Annotated in this window: 20 protein-coding genes and 1 pseudogene; 13 read left to right on the forward strand and 8 right to left on the reverse strand. The window is 56.7% G+C overall.

All coding sequences use genetic code 11. The annotated features are described in order from the left end of the window. The 3 genes and pseudogenes from PF66_RS26045 to PF66_RS32295 form a co-directional block, all read left to right on the forward strand. Positions 1 to 394: hypothetical protein (locus PF66_RS26045; RefSeq protein WP_241494445.1), on the forward strand; the 394-nt coding region annotated here is incomplete at its 5' end. Positions 395 to 1,632: 1,238 nt separating this feature from the next. Then, on the forward strand, positions 1,633 to 3,183 hold the full coding sequence (locus PF66_RS26050) for a TIGR04141 family sporadically distributed protein (RefSeq protein ID WP_054064229.1): 1,551 nt from the start codon (positions 1,633 to 1,635) through the stop codon (positions 3,181 to 3,183). A 24-nt stretch (positions 3,184 to 3,207) separates the two neighbouring features. Further along, positions 3,208 to 3,570, forward strand: a pseudogene (locus PF66_RS32295) (hypothetical protein); the annotation flags it as partial. On the opposite strand, the gene PF66_RS26055 reads toward PF66_RS32295, so the two are convergent. Beyond that, positions 3,549 to 4,016 carry a hypothetical protein gene (locus PF66_RS26055; RefSeq protein WP_054064230.1) on the reverse strand — a complete coding sequence of 156 codons (468 nt, stop codon included), beginning with the start codon at positions 4,014 to 4,016 and terminating at the stop codon, positions 3,549 to 3,551. The pseudogene PF66_RS32295 and the gene PF66_RS26055 overlap by 22 nt on opposite strands. A gap of 659 nt (positions 4,017 to 4,675) precedes the next feature. Between PF66_RS26055 and PF66_RS26060 the strand changes: the two genes are divergently transcribed. Beyond that, the gene (locus PF66_RS26060) at positions 4,676 to 5,032 is read left to right on the forward strand and encodes a DUF6124 family protein (RefSeq protein WP_054064231.1); all 357 of its coding nucleotides are present in this window, start codon (positions 4,676 to 4,678) and stop codon (positions 5,030 to 5,032) included. A 241-nt stretch (positions 5,033 to 5,273) separates the two neighbouring features. On the opposite strand, the gene PF66_RS26065 is transcribed toward PF66_RS26060, so the two are convergent. Then, entirely contained in the window at positions 5,274 to 6,338 is a 1,065-nt protein-coding gene (locus tag PF66_RS26065; protein ID WP_054064232.1) for an SDR family oxidoreductase, read from the reverse strand. 73 nt (positions 6,339 to 6,411) lie between these two features. On the opposite strand from PF66_RS26065, the gene PF66_RS26070 reads away from it, so the two are divergent. After that, on the forward strand, positions 6,412 to 6,816 hold the full coding sequence (locus PF66_RS26070) for a MerR family transcriptional regulator (RefSeq protein ID WP_054064233.1): 405 nt from the start codon (positions 6,412 to 6,414) through the stop codon (positions 6,814 to 6,816). 271 nt (positions 6,817 to 7,087) lie between these two features. Here the strand turns inward: PF66_RS26070 and PF66_RS26075 are convergent, their stop codons facing one another. Further along, positions 7,088 to 7,543: a methyltransferase family protein gene (locus tag PF66_RS26075; RefSeq protein ID WP_054064234.1), complete on the reverse strand. Its 456-nt coding sequence runs from the start codon at positions 7,541 to 7,543 to the stop codon at positions 7,088 to 7,090. Positions 7,544 to 7,889: 346 nt separating this feature from the next. Between PF66_RS26075 and PF66_RS26080 the strand changes: the two genes are divergently transcribed. From PF66_RS26080 to PF66_RS26090, 4 genes are all read left to right on the forward strand, one after another. After that, on the forward strand, positions 7,890 to 8,294 hold the full coding sequence (locus PF66_RS26080; RefSeq protein ID WP_054064235.1) for a hypothetical protein: 405 nt from the start codon (positions 7,890 to 7,892) through the stop codon (positions 8,292 to 8,294). Between the two features lie 169 nt (positions 8,295 to 8,463). Then, positions 8,464 to 8,826, forward strand: a complete 363-nt coding sequence (locus PF66_RS32300; RefSeq protein WP_081009914.1) for a hypothetical protein — start codon at positions 8,464 to 8,466, stop codon at positions 8,824 to 8,826. Positions 8,827 to 8,925: 99 nt separating this feature from the next. Beyond that, positions 8,926 to 9,129, forward strand: a complete 204-nt coding sequence (locus tag PF66_RS26085; RefSeq protein WP_054064236.1) for a hypothetical protein — start codon at positions 8,926 to 8,928, stop codon at positions 9,127 to 9,129. 433 nt (positions 9,130 to 9,562) lie between these two features. Further along, a complete protein-coding gene (locus tag PF66_RS26090) occupies positions 9,563 to 9,916 on the forward strand; it encodes a DUF6124 family protein (protein ID WP_054064237.1) in 354 nt (117 codons plus the stop codon). Between the two features lie 92 nt (positions 9,917 to 10,008). On the opposite strand, the gene PF66_RS26095 is transcribed toward PF66_RS26090, so the two are convergent. Continuing rightward, positions 10,009 to 10,578, reverse strand: coding sequence for a thioesterase family protein (locus PF66_RS26095; protein WP_054064238.1), 570 nt, complete (start codon positions 10,576 to 10,578; stop codon positions 10,009 to 10,011). A 109-nt stretch (positions 10,579 to 10,687) separates the two neighbouring features. Between PF66_RS26095 and PF66_RS26100 the strand changes: the two genes are divergently transcribed. The 3 genes from PF66_RS26100 to PF66_RS26110 all read left to right on the forward strand — a co-directional run bounded on the left by PF66_RS26100 (position 10,688) and on the right by PF66_RS26110 (position 12,818). Then, a complete protein-coding gene (locus PF66_RS26100) occupies positions 10,688 to 11,659 on the forward strand; it encodes a GlxA family transcriptional regulator (RefSeq protein WP_054064239.1) in 972 nt (323 codons plus the stop codon). Between the two features lie 209 nt (positions 11,660 to 11,868). Continuing rightward, a complete protein-coding gene (locus PF66_RS26105) occupies positions 11,869 to 12,462 on the forward strand; it encodes a GNAT family N-acetyltransferase (RefSeq protein WP_241494446.1) in 594 nt (197 codons plus the stop codon). Further along, on the forward strand, positions 12,459 to 12,818 hold the full coding sequence (locus tag PF66_RS26110) for a cupin domain-containing protein (protein ID WP_054064241.1): 360 nt from the start codon (positions 12,459 to 12,461) through the stop codon (positions 12,816 to 12,818). The genes PF66_RS26105 and PF66_RS26110 overlap by 4 nt, the downstream gene beginning before the upstream one ends. Positions 12,819 to 12,969: 151 nt before the next feature. On the opposite strand, the gene PF66_RS26115 is transcribed toward PF66_RS26110, so the two are convergent. The 3 genes from PF66_RS26115 to PF66_RS26125 form a co-directional block, all read right to left on the reverse strand. Beyond that, positions 12,970 to 13,536 (reverse strand): DUF6630 family protein, encoded by a 567-nt coding sequence (locus PF66_RS26115; protein ID WP_054064242.1) that lies wholly within the window; start codon positions 13,534 to 13,536, stop codon positions 12,970 to 12,972. Positions 13,537 to 13,732: 196 nt separating this feature from the next. Then, entirely contained in the window at positions 13,733 to 15,280 is a 1,548-nt protein-coding gene (locus tag PF66_RS26120) for a M10 family metallopeptidase C-terminal domain-containing protein (RefSeq protein WP_054064243.1), read from the reverse strand. Positions 15,281 to 15,514: 234 nt separating this feature from the next. Further along, positions 15,515 to 16,408 carry a LysR family transcriptional regulator gene (locus PF66_RS26125; protein WP_054064244.1) on the reverse strand — a complete coding sequence of 298 codons (894 nt, stop codon included), beginning with the start codon at positions 16,406 to 16,408 and terminating at the stop codon, positions 15,515 to 15,517. Between the two features lie 171 nt (positions 16,409 to 16,579). On the opposite strand from PF66_RS26125, the gene PF66_RS26130 reads away from it, so the two are divergent. Further along, on the forward strand, positions 16,580 to 17,062 hold the full coding sequence (locus PF66_RS26130) for a GFA family protein (RefSeq protein ID WP_054064288.1): 483 nt from the start codon (positions 16,580 to 16,582) through the stop codon (positions 17,060 to 17,062). Between the two features lie 135 nt (positions 17,063 to 17,197). On the opposite strand, the gene PF66_RS26135 is transcribed toward PF66_RS26130, so the two are convergent. Further along, positions 17,198 to 17,593, reverse strand: coding sequence for a DUF6228 family protein (locus PF66_RS26135; RefSeq protein ID WP_054064245.1), 396 nt, complete (start codon positions 17,591 to 17,593; stop codon positions 17,198 to 17,200). Between the last annotated feature and the right edge of the window lie 1,243 nt (positions 17,594 to 18,836).

The raw sequence follows: 18,836 nt of genomic DNA on the forward strand, positions 1-18,836 counted from the left end.
ACCTATTTCAGGACTAGACATGGGGTCGGTGTTTTGCTTTATCCGTCCAGGGACTAATCTGGCCCTGCTGAATTCGTTCGCATATCCACCTTTGGGAATCGGAATCCTTATGCAGTCAGATCAGACCAGGCTACTCGCGCTCGCGCTGCTTGAGATCAGGGGGTTGCTTGCTGATTATCTGGGCAGCGATGTGGAGGCGGTCGCAGCGCATCTGGCCTATGCGCTTCACAATGAGGCGGATGCGGCGTTCAATGGCGTGAATTTTCAGACCGACGCTGCGAGCCTGAAAATCGCCGCAATCGATCAAATTCTGGGGGTTGCTGATGGTCCCGCGTTGTTGAGCAGGTTGGATGACCGGGGCAATATCATGTCGTATGATGCTAAGCCTGAATGACTGCTACCAGCCAGCAGCGATCAATCAGCTTTTTGCGAGACGACGGCAATTCAGAGTCTGTTGATTTGAAAATTTTACCCAGTGAGCCTTTAGAGCAGCTAGAAAAGCTAAGGTAGCTCAGCTATCAGGGTATGCATTTAGTCGCTATAAACCCAATGACAAAAGCTACCATTACAGTAGCTTCTGCCAGTGATACGCTATTTTTTTGAGGACTTGCTAGGCTTCAAATCAGGATTATTACCTGGCGTATCTTTATTGTCACGACGACGTTTGTCTACCTCACCAGTTGATTTAGCAATAGGCTTCGGACCAGGTTTAAGCGCCATAAAATTCCCCTCAGAATTGATTATTACAGAGTAAAATTATTGCTATCGCCGACACTCTCAAGATGCGTGACACGACCGATTTTAGCTATGTGAAAAATGTAACTAAATATTGCAAATATCTAACACTTATTCCCCCTCTGGCAGGCCCCACATTCGCTTGGGGTCTCGACCGACTTGATTGAGAACTATTGCTGATTCTGTCGCTCTTCTACCCATCCTCCATTTCATGAGGGGTGCAGCAACCTTGTATACGGTGCCAGTTCTAGGACTGTTAGTCCGTGGCGCTGGTGGGTCAGCGACTTCCGGCCCAGTCATTACTGTAACCACAAAGGATTGCTTTGGGTCGATTACCTACTCTTGGTCAACTGCATCCCCCAACCAGCGCCCAACCAGACAACTCCCTTTCCCTTGACTGAAACCTCCTAGAAAAACCCGACCGTTTGTTTGGGCCATACTTTGCCGATAGTCTTCGTAAGGCCATCCTAATGGATGATACGAATGTGAAAGCACACTCATATCAATACATCACGCATCCTCAAACAAGCCGCTTAGGCAGATGCTTATACCCTCTTCGATCCCCGTTTGGTGGTAGCCGTGCGCGGGAGACTTTCGAGTCTGCCGGGGTCCGATATGCCCGGTCTTGCACACCTGCGCACGGCTGCCCCCCTCATTCGTGTGCTAGCGAACGCTGAAATTTCTTCAACTGGGATAGTCGGGTATAACCATCGTCGCCAAACTCCACTTCATTGCCGCTCCAGATGCATTGCTGATGCAGAGGCGTAGCGCGATCTACGCGAGCTATACCCTTAATGCATTTGAGCAAGGACTGTCGCCGATTACATTTTACTTGGCTTGACGAATACGAGGGCAAATGCCAATTTAACATCAAGGAGGAAAATCAAGGAGTGACGCGTGAAGATCACTATCAACGTGTTCTTGCTTAAGGAGGGGCGAACCGTCCGGGACGCGCTTTCCGACGAGGCCAATTTGCAACCTATCGCTTTTTCGTTGGGCGATATTGAGTGTCTCTTCTTTCACCAAAAAAATCCTTCCCACCCAAAGTGGACACAACTCTTCGGAGCGGTTCCAGAAGTAGCCGGCCTCGACTTGACCGGTAGATCTCTCAAAGCGCTACTGGTCATGGCAGTCAATAACAGAGTCTTTTGCTTCACCTTTGGTCATGCCAGGCATCTGATCGATCCGCTCGCGATTGAACGCTACTTTGGGCTTCGTACAGCGCTCAGCTTGACAGATCCTCTGCTGATCAAATCTGTGGAAAAATCCAATATTGATCGTACGCCGCTTCGCTCAAAAGCGCAGTCATCGAGGCTGTTGTCCATCTCTGAGTTCGACTTCAAATTTGATTCGGAAATCCTCAAGTCGCTGACCGGGATCGTGGAAAACGACCAGGATGAAGGCGAGTACGTAAGCGGCTCGGACTCATTGGCGCTTCACTCCGATGTGAAGCTTGAGGATTTCCCGGAAATCGCGCTTCGGCTGTTGACGGCTTACGAGGATGAACACTGCAAGGAAAAGTATCCTTGGATGGACTTTATAGTTCCTGTACGCGATTCCGCACTCAGAGGGCAACTGGATGAGGTACTGGTGAGAGCGATGAACGCTGAGCAGTTTGACCGCGTCCGCGCGGCTGCACCTGAACTACTCGGAAATGACATCAGCGGTTTTGGCTATGTCAAACATAGTACCCGATCACGGAATGGCCCAGCGATCGCATTTGATCTGGATCTGCGACAAGCTCTGCTCGCCAAGCACTTGCTGAGGGTAATCTCCCGTCCTGCGTTGGAGTCTGAGCGCATCTACCTATATGGCGCGGACGAACAACGACTTGCCACCTGGCCTCTGTATATGTGCCTGGAGGCCGAGATCGAACACGAAGGCAATATCTATCTACTCAGCGAAGGTGATTGGTACCAGATTGATCGCGACTATACCGAGCAAGTGAACCGTTTTTTTGAGGCTGCGGTTCCTAGCGACCTGGTGTTTCCTCCATATGGTACTGACCACGAAGGCGCCTACCTTAGGCGTATCGCCGACAACGTCAGTTTCTATCTACTCGACCAGAAACTGGTGAGACTGACCGGCGCAGGCGGCCCATTCGAGTTCTGTGACTTACTCACGCCGGACCACCACATCATCCACGTCAAAAAGTACTCATCGTCGAGCGTATTGAGCCACCTTTTTTCACAGGCTTACGTGTCTGCTGAGGCCCTGATCAACTCACCGGATGTCGTTACCCAGGTGAACGCACATCTCGCAGAGCTCGGTGATTTCCGATTTGTCTTCAACACTACCACGCAGCCTCGCAACAGGATCGTGTTCGCCATCATGCAACCCAACGCAGAGTTACACATGCCGTTTTTCTCGAAGGTGAATTTCAGGCAATTTGCCCAGCGACTCAGTGCGATGGGTTACCAGGTCGAGGTGTGCCGAATAGGTAACTAAGTCACTGTCGCCGGGTCAGGGCCCGAAGCGGAAGACTTCAAAGCCTTCGCCTGGCTGGTGCCGCTGCTGGAAGATAAAGTCGGCCGGATCCTGATCAACGGCTACCCAACCGGTGTTGAAGTGTGTGACGCGATGGTCCATGGCGGGCCGTACCCGGCGACTTCCGGTGCCCGTGGTACTTCGGTGGGTACCCTGGCGATCGATCGTTTCCTGCGTCCGGTTTGCTACCAGAACTACCCGCAGTCACTGCTGCCTGAGGCGCTGCGCGAGAGGCAGCACTCGGCCAATAGGTGCCGTTCACAACAGCCCCTTCTCGGCGACAGTCTAGCGTTCAGCCTAATTCGCTTTCGGTCCTTGGCCGCCGCTCATGAAGTCGTGTCCCAATAGAAATGGATGTACTCGTCTTCATACTCCGCGAACAGTGAAACGATGAACTCCGTCTTCATTGAATACATCAACAACGCTCCGATGAAACCGCTGGGCTCATGCAGCGGCTGCTTGAGGGGAGCGATCAAATAATGCGCCTGCTCCGCGACCATCTTATTGAAAACAGCTTCCGAAATCGCCTCAAACTTGGCGTCAGACACATAGCCCACGAAGTAGCTTTCCCTTTCATGATGCCAATCTACACATTCGGCATGAAGCCAGAATTTCAATCCGTTTTCGCCTTGCTGTTTGGGCGCGCGGGTTATTCGAATGGTTTCCTCAGAATCGGGGTATTGAAAGGCGACTGATGGATACGTCACAAAATGGAGACCGCGACAATCACCGATCGCTCTACAATAAGACTTTTCTTCCACGGTGAGCTGATCAAAATCGCTTCTGTTGAACATGGAAAAACCTGATGCATAAATGGGAACGAGTTTATTTTTTCAGAAAATGGATTCTTGCGAGATTATGGAGCTATTCCCCCCGCCGCGCTATCCTAGTCGAGCTTTGCGCGAAGGAAGATCCAACCAGTCATTAAACAGGGTCGCTCTCGTCTTCCTTGAAGGGCTATTTTCACCCACTTGAACTCCTTTCTTTCTAACTTGGCTCGCTGGCGAAAGCACGGGCTGACGGTTACTCAGGCCGCTTTTTAACCTGAATGACTGTAAATTCCTGGACGCTGCTATCGGGCAGCTATTGCCCGATAGCTGTCATTTGTTGCTGCCAGCTTCCGCCCACTCAGCGCCAAACCAGACATGTCCCTTTCCCTTGAATTAAATTTCCTAGAAAATCCCGACCGGTTGCGCCTAATAATTTCGGTGGTTTAGTCTCGGCCCGTCACTGCCAATCCAGTGATCGGGTTTAGCAGCTCGGCAAATCGTTAGGCGCACAGCGTCACCCATCCCACCGGCTTTTTGTGCTCGGTGCTTCATGGTGGCTGTGCGCAGGGCATCTTCGGATGCGCCGGTTTCCTAACGTACCGGTCTGCTAACCTGCGTACGACCGCCACCCATCATTTAGCAGTGATTTTGGCGGCTTCTAACCTACGTTAGGAGTTACCAGCATGTTCAAAGTGACCCCCAATCCGCCTGCTACGTATCGTGCCGGAATCATCGATCCTCGTATCGCCGACCAGGCACTGGCCCACTATGACCTGGGGCCAGAGGCAGGCTCGAAACCGGCACCCGCCTCCACCGCAGCCGCCACGCCTCCAAGCCCGCCGCCGACCTCGCAAACTCACGAAGACACCCTGCTCGACCTCCACTCGATTCTGCAATCAGCAGCCGCTACGGCCTATGAGAACGCCGACAACCAGACCGGCCCGAACCGTAAGGTCGCGATGGGGGTGGTGCACTTGATTGAGCTGGCACAGTTGAGAATGAGTTCGCTGGAGCAGCAGGTTGTGGCGGTCAGCGGTTGATGGCTGGCTGAAGGTCAAAAGCTTCGCGGGCAAGCCCTGCTCCTACAGTACGGCGGTGGTCATCATGATGGAGAGAGCCCCGCCTCGGCGGGGCTTTTTATCCGCGGTCAGTCGCCAGCCCATACCGATCACCGCGGGATTGCGCACCCCCTTCGAACAGCATCCAACAAGCGTTTCAGCATGAGCCTAACCGAACACAAGGCATTCTCTACCGACTCGAAGATGGCCTGACCGGTTGGCCTCAATGGGGCAAGTGACCCCTGGCGTAGCGCACCGTCCTTTCCAGAGTCCGGGTCATGTCGGGATGGGTCAGCCGATACTTGCGCTCCAGTTGCTCGCTGTGGCTCATGTCGAAGCGCTGCGTCTGAATGAAGTCCAGTGACTCGGCGCTGATCGCCAATCGGGCCGCCAGGCCGGGAATTTTCAAAAGCCACTTGAGCAACCCTATCGCCACATGGCGGCGGGGGGCCGTGACCTCCAGGGTTTTTGCCATCTGCTCAAGCATCCCCTTCAGGTTCGGTGTGTGCTCGTAGAGCGCCAGGACCTGGCGGTTGACCATCGTGGGGTCGAATGCCACGCAGGCGATCATCGACACCAGGTAATCGACGCTGACCAATGGCAACCAGTGCCTGGCGGAACCGGGGATAGCCTTGAACCGCCCTTGCGCCAGGTTTCGAATGAGTTCGACCAGGGGTTGTCCTTCGACGATGTGACCACTCTCGCTGTGGCCACACACCGTTGCAGGGTGAACGATCGTGTAATCCGCGCCCGCTTCCTGCATGTGGCGGATGACGGCGAAATGGGACTCGAGCTTACTGCCTTCGTAGCCGCCCACGCGACCATAGACTGCGGGCCAATCGGTGTTTTCCGGGCACTCATTATCCACCCCGATGTTGGCAAGGTGGCTAAGGTTCTGCAGCATATAGCCGCCCACCATCACCAATCGGATGCGCTGGGTCGCCGCAAGCCTGGCGACTCTCAGCGCCCCCTGCACATTGATCGTGCGGGCGCGCTCCATTGTCAGCCCCCAGGAAAATTGCGCCGCCAGGTGAAAGACCACACCGACCGAAGACACGCGCTGCTGGTCCGCCTCGCTGAGTCCCAGTCCCTCTCTGCTGATATCGCCCGCAACGGCGTGAATATGCGCGGGGTTACCGCCCAGCCGGCCTACCTGCTCTCTGAGCCGCGCAATGTTTTCGGGGGTGCGCATCAGCACCCAGGTCTTGTGTCCTGTCGCCGTGAGACGGGCCAGTAAATGTTGACCCACAAACCCACTGCCGCCGGTGACGAAGCATTCCACGCTCATGTCTGAATCCTTGTTTGGATGATCGGCGCAGGCTAAGGTGTAGAGCCTACTCTACAGTCAAGGAGTTTTTTTCGTGAACATCGGAGAGTTGGAGCGCCGCAGTGGAGTCGGCCGCCATGCGTTGCGCTATTACGAACAGCTCGGGCTGATCGTGGCTCATCGACAGGCCAATAACTACCGCAGCTATAGCGATCAGACCGTGGCTGATCTGGCGTTCATTCAGAGTGCCCAGGGCGTGGGGTTTTCACTCGCCGAGATCGGGGAGATCCTGGCGGCCAGGCGGGGCAATACGATCAATTGCGCGCAAGGCGCGGCCTTGGTCGCCAGCAAGATGGCCGAGATTCAAACGAAGATCACCACCCTGCAGGCCACGTATGCTTTTCTGGACGGCGAACGGGCGAAGCTTGAAGCCAGTGCCATTGCCAACGGGCAGATGATGGCTCACCTGCCTGTCCCTGAGCCGGTCTCGGCGTCATAGCCTGCCGGCAACGCCTAACCCGGCAACCTCTGTCGAGTGCCTGAAGATCAAAAGCTTCGCGGGCAAGCCACGCTCCTACCGGGTTGCGGCGGCCATCAAAATGGTGATCGCCTCCATTCTGTAGGAGCCGGGCTTGCCCGCGAATGGGCCAGCCGCCTCACCACAAAACGCCTGGTATGACGCGGCAACGTATGAACCCGTTTCAGGGAGACACAGAGACCCATCGGCTGGAGTACACGAGGAGGAACGTCAATGTCAGACAGTTCCTTTGCTAGAGCCAACGCCTGACCTGACTACAGTACTGAGTGAAGTCCCTGCCGAAAAGACCGGCAAGCGCTCGCTCCTCCGGCCCGATCTGGAAGCGGTTCATGTAGGTCACGAAACCCAGCACGCCCAGGAGGGCTGGCGGCCAGGCGAGGAAGATGGACCAGGCGACCAGCACGGTGGCGAAGCCCAAATACATGGGGTTGCGGGTGTACCGGTAGATGCCCGAGCGGACCAGAGCAGAAGCCGTTTCCGGCCTCAGCGGGTTGACCGTGGTCCGTGCACGGCGGAATGAAAATACGCCAGCCAGACAAATAGTCACACCTGCCAGCAACACGATCAGCGCCAGACCCACACGCCACTCGATAGCCAGCGCCAAGGTACCCGGCAACTGCCGGGCAGCGAACCACGCCAGTAGGCCGAACAAGGTAGCAACGAGCGGCGGAGGAATACGATTGTCCATAGATGAATTCCTGATAGAGATGAACTGCTATCAGGATGAGGCTTGTAGCCACTTCAGGGTCAAGCATCCTGAGCCGATGAAGACTGCGGGGCATTTGGCCCATCAAGCGTCGCTCAAAAAGCGTGGAAGCGCCTGCGAGAGAGCATCAAACACCTGAGTGACCCGCCATACCCGCTTCAGGTCGTGGAGCATCGCAACCTTGGCTGAGCCTGCCCGCCAACCTCGCAACCTGGTCGGAAAGCCTAACGCCCGAGGCACTTGTAGCCGTGCTACGCGTGGTGCCGATAGTCGCTTGCACACGGAAACCTCTACAATCCGCATCCCAACGTTCAAGGATGCCCGTGCGATGCGTTTTCTTTCCGTGTTGTTATTGATGCTGCCCTCTCTGGCTTGGGCGCTGCCGGCGCTGAAGGACACCGAGCTTTACAGCAGCAAGGCGACGGACTGTCACGATGTGGATCTCAAGACTTGGCAGCACCCGGCCCGCGCTGTTCTGGAAAAACATGACATCAAGCTGGAACGGGTCCAGCTGTGCAACGGCGACCACTACCCTATCTTCACCGGGCAAGTGCCATACGATCCGACTGGGCAGACGAAAAACTTTTTCCTTCCGCTCTACGAGGAAATGCGCAAAGCCAATGGGAAATGGCCGTACGCAATCGTGGCCACCAGTGACAATATCGTGGTTTACGTCAGCTACCCGGCCAATGATGGGATTTCGCTGGGTTACGAGCAATTTGCGGAGCCGTAAGGTAAATCGGTCGTAAAGCCTATCAGCGTCAACGGTACGAGGCTAAAGGCAGCTACCAGGCAACAAGCTGCCCTGCTAGTCTCGCCACCAAAGCCGGGCGCTCCAAATAGGCCTCGCGCCTTCTGCGATAGCATCGCTAAGAAAACGTAGTCAGGAACATCATCTCACCATGGATCAGGATTTGAAGGTTCGGTGCCCCAACTGTGGCCATATCCCCATCAGGCTCTCGCCTACTCATAAATGCCAAGAATGCGGAGTTTTTTCTCATGAGTGGCTGATTTATGACTGGGGAAGTTTTTCCGCTGTCAGACGCCAGCACCTCAAGTACAACACCCTGATAATCAGCGTCCTGGTCATTAACATCATCTCGCTGGTGACGCTTGAATCCAGCAATCCCCTTTTATGGATGCTAAACATTTTAGCTATTCCAGCCACAATCAGTTTATGTCTGTGCATCAAGGATCTTCGAGGGCAGGCACAGTACGAAGGGCATGACGGTAGCGCTATTTTGCCTTGGTTTGCTTATTTTTGAGGGGCTCTGAATAGAGAGCACCACCGTATGATTTAGCGTAGTTGGAACGCTGCTGACGGCTTATGATCAACAATTGATCTCATTCACTTGGGTATATGAATGAACGAACCTTCCGAAGCTGACCTTGTGCATCTGGCAGTTACCAAGCAAGAGCTGAAGTATTTCATCGCATGTGGACCCGCTCTGGCGCAGCACATCCCATGCAAATCACTCCCCACATATTGCGGGATGACGAAAGATGAAATCATCGCTATATCAATGAAGCTGAGGGCTTTAGCAGACAGCCTTGGCATAGACATGTGAGCGAGCACCGTCGATGACTTGAGTTGCGGTCCAGGGGCATGCAGTGGGACTGTGCATGCTCCTGGCCGATTGTGCTCTTCACGAGAGGCAGCTTCTACCCACTCGGCACCCAACAGACGACTCCCTTTCCCTTGAGTGAAATTTCCTAGAAAATCCCGACCGCTTGCGCCGGTCTAGCGCCGGTGGCTATCTTCGGCCTGTCACTGCACATCAGTGACAGGGTTTGGTAGCCCTGGTGTCACTAGGCGCAAAGCGCCACCTTGAGCGAGGCGCTTTTTTTCGGCCTCCGTTTCATGGTGGCCGTGCGCAGGGCGTCCTCGGACGCGCCGGGTTCCTAGTGCACCGGTCTACCAACCTGCGTACGGCCGCCACCCTACATCGTTTGGTAGCGATGGTGACGGCTCCCTGTCTTGCACTAGGAGTATCGTGAACCATGTTCAAACCCACCCCCAATCCGCCGCCCTCATCTCATGCCGGAACCATCGATCCTCGCGTCGTAGACCAGGCGCTGGCCCACTATGACCTGAGACCAGATGCCATGCCGAAACCGGCGTCCACCTCTGTCGCTGCCGCACCACCGAACCCACCACCAACCTCGCTGAATCACGAAGACACCCTCCTCGACCTCCACTCGATCCTGCAGTCAGCCGCCGCCACGGCCTATGAGAACGCCGACAACCAGACCGGCCCGAATCGCAAGGTCGCGATGGGGGTGGTGCACCTGATTGAACTGGCACAGTTGAGAATGGGCCTGCTGGAGCAGCAGGTGGTAGTCGCCAGCCGTTGACGGCATCCCGGCCGATGGCGGCCATTACGCATCCGCTGTCGGCCAAGCGCTGATCTTTTAGATCCCATCAGGATTTCTTTCCCGTCAACACATCACGCTGATTTCGCTGCCTGCGGCTGCTCCAACTGCTCTGCTTCGCGCAGGTCGGCGCTCAAACCGTCGCAACTGGCCGACCATTCAGCCAGCCATCGAGGCAGCGCTGGCGATTGCTTGTCCAGGCCCAAGGCATCGGCAAATTCGGCCGGTGCGACACTGCCTTTTGGCCCGCGAAACAACCCGCGCATGACCACAACCCCAATCACGCGCCGGTCTTTGACAAAGCGGTGTTCGACGAAGCTCCACTTGTGGTCCCAGCCGAGCATGCGTGTGTGAATTTCAAAGCGCTCGAACAGCTTGAGTTCGCGGCGGAACTTGCCCCACACATCGCCCACGATAGGCATTGCGCGGTGCTTGAGTGCCACGCGAAACGCGCCGCTGCGAAGCACATAATCCATTCGGCCGACGTCGGCCAGGGTGAAGTAGCGGCCATTGGTGACGTGGCGGTTGAAGTCCAGGTCCAATGGCCAGACGCGCAGGGGCACCACCGTGGTGGCGAGACCGTGCACAGGGCGACGCCACGGTCGGCGCAATAGCATCAGGAAAAGGCGAAACCATAAGTTCATGCAAAAAATACCTGCTGGAGCGGAAAGATGCCGCACTCTAGAGGCGCTGTTCGGAGTAAGGTAGATGCAGAAATGACTAATTTCATGCCGATTGCGCAAAGGGATTTTCATGCACGTCACGCTTCTCCTGGCCGAGTACAGCTCACAGGCCTCTGCCGCCCTGGCAATAGAGGTACTGGATGCGGCAAACCGCCTGGCGGCTCCTGCCGAGAAGCCCTTTACCGTGTGCATCGCCTCGTTGGATGGGCTGCCTGTGAACAATGCCCTGGGACGCCCCATGCCCGTGGATGCAGGGCTCGATACGATTGATAGAACAGACCTTGTACTGATTCCTGGTTTTCTCTTCAGCCTGCGTGAGGCCCTGCCGGCTTTTGCCCAGTACGGCAGCTGGTTGCGCCACCAGCACCGCAAGGGCGCCATCATCGCCTCCATGTGCACCGCCGCCTTCATGCTCGCCGAAGCCGGCCTGCTCGACGGTGTAGAGGCCACGACTCACTGGGCGTTCGCCGATTTTCTGCGCCGGCACTATCCGAAGGTCTGCCTGGATGAGCGCCGTATCCTTTGCGAAGACGGTCGCCTGATCAGCAGTGCCGGCGCGAGTGCCGCCATGGACCTGCTGCTGCACCTGGTTCGCCGTTTTGCCTCGTTTGAACTGGCACAACAGTGTGGCCGTTACCTGTTGGTTGACGGCGTGCGCAGCGAGCAGACGGTTTACATCAGTTGGTCGATGCCGCGTGGGCATGCGGACGAGGCGGTCATGCGCGTGCAGGACTGGATGGAGGCCAACTTCGCCGAACCCAACAGTATCGCCCAGCTGGCCGATCAATTCGGCTTCGGCGTGCGCAACTTCAAGCGTCGCTTCAAGGAAGCCACCGGCCAAACGCCGCTGACCTACCTCCAGACCCTGCGCCTGGAAAAGGCCAAGCAATTGCTGGAAACCACCCGCCTTGGTTTTGAGGTCATCACCCACCAAGTGGGCTACGAAGACAGCAATTCGTTCAGGCGGCTTTTCTGCCGGCGTGTTGGTATCTCACCCGCGCTTTTCCGAAAGCGCTTTCATCGGCTTGCGCCGAGCACGTGACAGCCCACGACTACCGGCAACTGCACGATCGATTCCCCAGGCCTGCTCATTGGACGGCCACGTGCCTTTGAGCAGGGGGCAGCGTCGCACATCGTGCTGACGGTGTTCGCCCAGAGCATGATGGGAACCGCTCAACCCGCCTACCCTGCCACCCTGTCAAAGGCGCAATCCTTGAAAACCAACCACCCGATCCCATGGGAGCACTGTACATGCCTATCGGCTTCAGGCCCGCTCAAGCCTCGGACGCGCACGACATTGCGCGCTTCTTTCAACTGACATCGGAGGGCATGGCCGATTACATATGGAGCAAGCTTGCCGCACCTGGAGAAGCCTTGCTGAGTGTCGGTGCGTCTCGCTATGCCAGGGAACAGGGCGACTTTTCCTATAAGAACTGCCTGATGGCCACTTTCGAAGGGCGCGTCATCGGCATGATGCATAGCTATGCCTTGCGCGAGACCCCTGACAGGCCTGTCGAGACAGACCCGGTCCTCGCGCCTTATGCCGACATGGAAATACCCGACACCTTATACATCTCCAGCCTGGCCCTGGATGAGGCCTGGCGCAGCCAGGGGCTGGGCGTCGAGTTTCTTCGCCACGCCCAGCAGCGTGCCGAGGACTTAGGCCTGGATGGGCTATGCCTGATCGATTACGCAGAAAACCACGGGGCACGCCGCTTCTACGAACGTCACGGCTTTCAAATCGTTAAAACCTGCCAGATCGTCCCGCACCCGATGCTGGGTGTCACCGGTGAAGCCTATTTGATGTATCGCCCTAACCACAACGTGCTCGAGAAAAGACCATGAACAAGAAACTGACCGTATTCCGCGAACTGGATATCCAACCGGTGCGCGACCTGCCCTTTTTTGAAGAGGTCGTGGAAGGCGACCCTCATACGCTAACGTCCAAGTACTATCACGATGAACAGCAGGGTCGCATTTCCGGAGAATGGGAAGCCAGCACCGGAGCGTGGCGCATCGATTACAAAGTGTGGGAGTTCTGCCATGTCCTGAGCGGATGCTGCGTCATCGAGCTTGAGGGTCGCGCCCCCGTCACACTGGCCGCTGGCGACACGTTCATTATCGAACCGGGCGCCAAGGGCAAATGGACCGTGCTGGAAGACATGAAAAAGAACTTCGTGATCCTCTTGCCTGCGAGCTAGGCGCGGGGTCATGTTGCATCGAGCGCAGCGCAAGGACGGTTTGCATGCTCGCCTGCTGGCGGCGCTCGAATGGTCTACGGCAGGCCACGACAGCCCTCTAACTCTTGGCTGCGCTGTGGCGCATAGAACTGAGCCTTTGTAGGAGCAAACCTCAAAAGGGATCGAGCCGCGCGTCTATCCCCGCCTGCTTGGCCAGCGCCATCAGGTTTTCGACGCCGTCTTGCTCAACGATGCACCCCACGTACTCGTCGCCGCCGGTATCCACATGCAGAAAGCGCTTCGCGAACCGGGTCAGCCACTGATCGAAATCGACCAGTACCTGAACCATTGTCGGCGTCTCTTCCCCCGCGTAGGCATAGGCCTGTTCAATACCGCTGGTTTCAAGCAGTTTCGGCGCCAAGTACCCAAAATCGTTGACGCCGTGCACGTCCACGGCCATGAGAACCCGATGATCGGGTAACGGGTCTTTCTCAGTGCCCAAAAGACCACGGACCAGTGCGGTGGCCGGCTCCTCACCCAAGTTGTAATAGCGCGATACCCTCCTGACGAGACGCGCGCGTTCTTTTTCAGGCAGGTGTGCCAACAAGGCATGAGTGAACGTTTTCAGCTGCGCAGCGAATGGATAAAGCTCACGCATTATCGCCGCATCGCTCAACTGTGGTTCATCGGGTGGGGGTTGTGTGAAGCGGCCGCTGAACAATCGATCGAACAAGCCCATCGCCGTTTATCTTCCCTGGTGGGTGAAGTCGCTGTGGCGAAGCTTAACCCAGTGGGTTGAGGACGGCGAATGGGGTTCGGGTGATGTCAGCCTGTCTACGTATGGCAGCTATCGACCCCTGGTGTCGTTCAGCACCCACACCGTAGCGGTCGCGTGGACTAGAGGTGGGTGCTGGTAGCCGGCGATCAAGGAGGTGTCAGCTCATGGGGTCAACAGCGGGCTGTCCAATGAGCCCCACCTCTGTCGTATCAGCAAGCACCAGGTCGGCATTGGTGATCAGATGCGTGTAGTCGAATCCGGCCAGCGTGACCTGGAAGGCATGCCCATCGGCACCTGCCTCGCTACTACGCAGGTAGGTACGGTCGTTGATTTCATCGTAAGCCATGTACAAGGTGCCATCACGGCCGTTGCCCAAACCGGTCACGCCGAGCGCGGAGACGTCAAGCTTGTCTTCGCCCCAGATGAAGTCAGTGATCAAGTCGCTGCTGCCGGCATGGCTATCGGCGCTGCTGGTAAACACGAAACGGTCACTGCCTTTGCCGCCCGTCAGCTTGTCCGCGCCCACCCCACCCGTCAATACGTCGTCGCCGGCGTTACCTTCAAGGGTGTCGTTCCCGGCGCCACCGGCCAGGGTATCGTTGCCCCAGTAGCCATACAGGGTGTTGGCCTTGTCGTCGCCGACCAGGTTCACGGGCGTTATCGGCTGCGGGGTGGTCACAGCTGTGGCGTTACTGGACGGAGCGAACAGCACAGTGCTGGTGTTAAGTTCATTGACGTGGTTCCCACTGAACAGAATTTCGAAGCGGTTGCCATTGGCGTCAGCCTCCAGGGATTTCAGCGCGGTGGCATCGCCGGCCTGGTTGAGAACGACCTTCAGCGTACCGTTATAGCCGTTACCCAGCCCGGTGAAACCCAAGGCGGACACGTCAATCATGTCATGATCGGTCCCACTGAAGTCGGTGATCAGGTCGCGGCTGCTGTAGCGGCCGCTCGCCTCGTTACGATAGCTGTCGCTGAGTTGGGTATACACGAAGGTGTCGGCACCCGCGTCGCCGCTTAGGGTGTCGCCGCCGGCACCGCCCAATAGCCGGTCATTGCCCGCGCCTGCTTCGACAGTGTCGCGGCCAGGGCCGGCCTTCAAGGTTTCGCTGGCCCCTGTGCCTTCCAGGAGGTCGCTGCGCGAAGTGCCGGTAATCAGTGGTTGCAGGTTGGCATCCGTAATCAGGCCGCTGTTGGCCAGGAACTGCACGGAAAAATGTCGACCGTTCTGGTCCTGCTCGTAGTTTTCCAGAAAGTAGATGCCGCGTAGAGGCTCGCTACGAATGTGCAGGGTATCGCCATAGCCATCGCCCAAGCGGCTGAAGCCCAGGGCCGACACGTCGAGAATATCGTGGGCGGGATCAAAATGGTTGATGGCATCGGTGAACTCGCCTGTGGCTTTGATATAGCTGTCGCCGATGCGATCGAAGCGGAATACATCGTTGCCGGCGCCGCCGTACAAGGTGTCGTATCCGGCACCCGGGACCAGCACATCGTTGCCACCTCCGCTGACGATCTGGTCGTTGCCCGCCCCGCCCATCAGCAGTTCATTCGCCAGCCCACCCCGTAGGTAGTCACTGCCAGGAGTACCCTGCACGATGAGTTCGATCGGGTTCTTGCTGATCGGGCTACCGGCGCTCGTCATCTGCACATCGCCGTGCGCCGTGTGCCTGGTGACGTCGTTGAGTTCGAAAACTTGAGTCATACGTGCTCCTTCCCTGCGGTTAGCCCACTGCGAGTGTGGTGTAACGCCAGTAATGCCGTTTCCTTGATGGCAATGGGCCGAATTCGATGAAGGGCTGTAAGCGGCGGCGTTTGAGCCCCATCGGTAGGCGGCAGCTTCAGGTTTTCGCCATTCAATGTGAAGAGTGCCCGTTGGCGGAAATCTGCCTTTCGCCGCCGTGCGCTTGGGGTCGATTACGGACGCGTGGTTATCCCATCAGGCGTCGGCCAGAAAGCGTGAAAGCGCCTGCGAAAGCGCATCAAATACCAAGGTGACACGCCGTACCCGCTTGAGGTCATGGTGCATCGCAATCCAGACATCGACCGGAAAGTCCACCCGCTCGGGCAGCACGCGCACCAGGCCATGACGTCGCGCCAGTTGGCTTGCGCATACGCCAATACCCAGGCCTGCCCGCAACGATGCGAACTGGGCCAGGTGGTCATCGCTGCGCAGGACGGCGTTCTCACCCGTGCAGAAAAATCCCCGCTCTTTCAGGAATGTCTGTTCCGTCAGGTTACGGTCCGGGCCGATCACAGGGTATTCGTGCAACTCCTCTGCGCAACGCGGCTGCCCTCGGTGTTCGATCAATTGAGCGGTTGCGTAGAGACCAATGCGCAAGTCGCCGACATGGCGGGTCACGACCGCCGCCTCGGAGGGCCGACGAATACGTACGGCCACATCGGCTTCCTGCAAGGCCAGGTCTTCCATCCGGTTCGACACGCTCAGCTCGACCGCCAACTCGGGTTGGGCAGCTCGGATCTCGCCCAGCATCAGAGGCAGCACCTCGACGCCCAGCAATTGGCTGCTGGTTACGCGCACAGTTCCGCCTTGCACATTGGCCTGCGCAGAAGCGGCACGGGCAAACGCTTCGGCGGCCAGGGCCATCGCCTGTGCATGCTCGACCAGTTCCCGGGCGGTGTCCGTGGGCATCAATCCCGCCGGCGAGCGGACGAACAGGCTGGTCCCCACACTCTGTTCCAGGGAGTCGATTCGCCGTCGCGCGGTGGCCTGGGCGATGCCCAGTGCTCGTGCCGCGGCCGACAGGCTGCCGGTTCGCAGAACGGCCAGGAACACGCGCTGGGTTTCCCACTGAAGTGGCGGGATGTTCATACATTTCCTATGAGTAGGTTGTCAGGTCTGATCAATTTTCATCAGCTTGAAGATGGGGCATTCTTAACCCGATCGAGGCTTGGCATAAAGCATCGAGTGTTGATTGATCAACATCCCAAGAATTTATGGCCTGGCTGAATGCTGGCCGATCCTGACCGAGTGGAGGTATCGATGAGCATTGATGACTTCTGTGCAACCGGCAGTTGCCGCTGTGGCCAGGTAACGTTCGAAGTGCGCTCACAACCGGTGATGACCAGCGCGTGCCACTGCGTCGGTTGCCAGAAAATGTCGGGTAGCGCCTTTTCCCTGACAGCGCTGTTTCCGGCCGAAGCCTTTTCCATCACCCAAGGCTCACCCATGATCGGTGGAATGCATGGCCCAACCCGGCACTTCTTCTGTCGCCACTGCCTGTCCTGGCTGTTCACTCGCCCTGACGGAAGTGATGCCTTCGTGGGCGTGCGCAGCAGCCTGCTCGACAAGCCCGAGCGCTACGCACCTTACATGGAGACCTGGACGAGAGAAAAACTGCCCTGGACCAGCACCGGGGCAAAAGTCGGCTACGAAGCCTTTCCCGATCCACAGGATTATCCTGCGTTGATGGCTGCGTTCGCCGCGACGGTTTCGGGCGCTGAGAGTCAGCGTCGCGAGCGGTAGCGGCTATCAAGACAAGGCTCTCCCTCACATCACAGCCAAGGCTCGGCTGAGTGTGACCTTGGTAGTCGTTTTGGTACGGAAACCTCTACAATCCGCTATCGACTCCAAGCGAGAGATGGCTATGGAGGGGAGCAGTTAAATGCTCATCAACTCTGTTGCAAAAACACTGATCTGGGTAGGGGTAAGTAATAAGGATCCATTTATCTGCCAATCACAGTCGTCATTTGAAGTTGAGCCTAAGTAGACGCGCAGAAAAACGAATCCGGGAAAAAGTGGGTCCAGGAAGGCGGAGATAGCAAAATCCTGGCTTTCAGAAAGCCAGTCTTGAGTGACTCCCTCCTCAAGCTGCGCTACCGAAGCGAAAAATTCGTCAAGTGCCTTCGGATTGTCCGTAGCGGAAATTTTTTCCGACGTTATTTCTGCATGAAGCGTAGCGCCAGTGAGCCGAACCAGAACACAGCCAGATTGGCCGTTTGGGCACGGCATGATGGTCAGGGTCAACCCGTCCTTTTGACTTACTTCTGCTGGCATTGCCTCTCCGTTGTGGCAGATGAATAGCACGATGTTACTTAAGCGCACCTTGAGGATTCAAAGGCTAGTTTTGCCAATCTCTGAATGTCGCGCGCAACTGCTTGACCACTGGCTTTCTGTACGATGCGCTGCCCTAGGCATGCTAGGGTCTATTAACCGCCCAGATAGAATGAACTCCCGCCCTTACCGTTGTTTAATTGACCCTTGATTTTGCCGAGCACCGAACACGGCAATCCGCTTAAGCCACAGATTTATGCGCTAGACTCCTGTACGGTAATTTGAATATTCGAATTAACCGTACAGGAGACCCGGTTGGTAAACGCCATCCGAGTCCCCGCTTCTGGCCGAAAGCTGCCTCTCACAACCGTCTGCTCTGGGGCGATAGCGGTCAGGATCGGACGGTAGCTGGCGATCTGAGGCAGATACAAATCATCTTCTGCACCTGCCTCCGCGGATCAGGTACAAGCTCACTGAACAGCGATAACTCCGCTCCAACAGCAGTCTCAGAGGCCACACTCTTTTGTGACCGGTTCAATAATCAACGTTGATGGTGGCCTCCCGGTCTGGACCTCAACGATTTCCAATGAGCAACCGGAATTGGGCGCTGTATGAGTGACTTGATAGGTCACTCCAGCTTGAGGGATGAAGCTGCTGACGCTCAGGCAGCTTCTGTGAACGGTCGCTTGCATCAGGCCCTCTCGTTGCCTGATGCCAGAGCTCAGCGCACTGAGGTAGATGCGCCGATCAGGTTGGATCAGAAATCTGTTCTTACCAGGCGAAGATGGAGAGATCGCACCAAGGACCCCCGTCTGATTGGTGTCTTGACAATGTGCGTCATAGAAAGCCCAGTAACCTTGGGCTCCACCATCAATGAGATTGTTGTCGCCCCACTTGGCTTCAAGCGTCGCATGGGGAGTACTCGGAGCAGGTTGCTGATAATGTCCAACGCACCCTCCGAGCGACATCACAAAGCACATCAAAAACGATCTGTTCAACATCGCATCCCTAGATTGAAAGTCATATGTTCCGTTATCGGCCTGCGCAGAGAAATAGCGCACGGATACATCTGAACTGAATTGTAATTACGTACAAGGCGTCTCAGGTAAAAGAGTGCCTGACGTCAAGGAGCCGCTATCAACCCGAAGCTGCCTCTCGCGAATGGCAGAATCCGGCCAGTACAGACATCCTGTCTCTGCAAATCCGGTTCGCGACATAAGCATGGTTCCGGATTTTCTGGAGGGGG

The organism is Pseudomonas asplenii (assembly GCF_001293465.1).
Taxonomy (GTDB): domain Bacteria; phylum Pseudomonadota; class Gammaproteobacteria; order Pseudomonadales; family Pseudomonadaceae; genus Aquipseudomonas; species Aquipseudomonas fuscovaginae_B.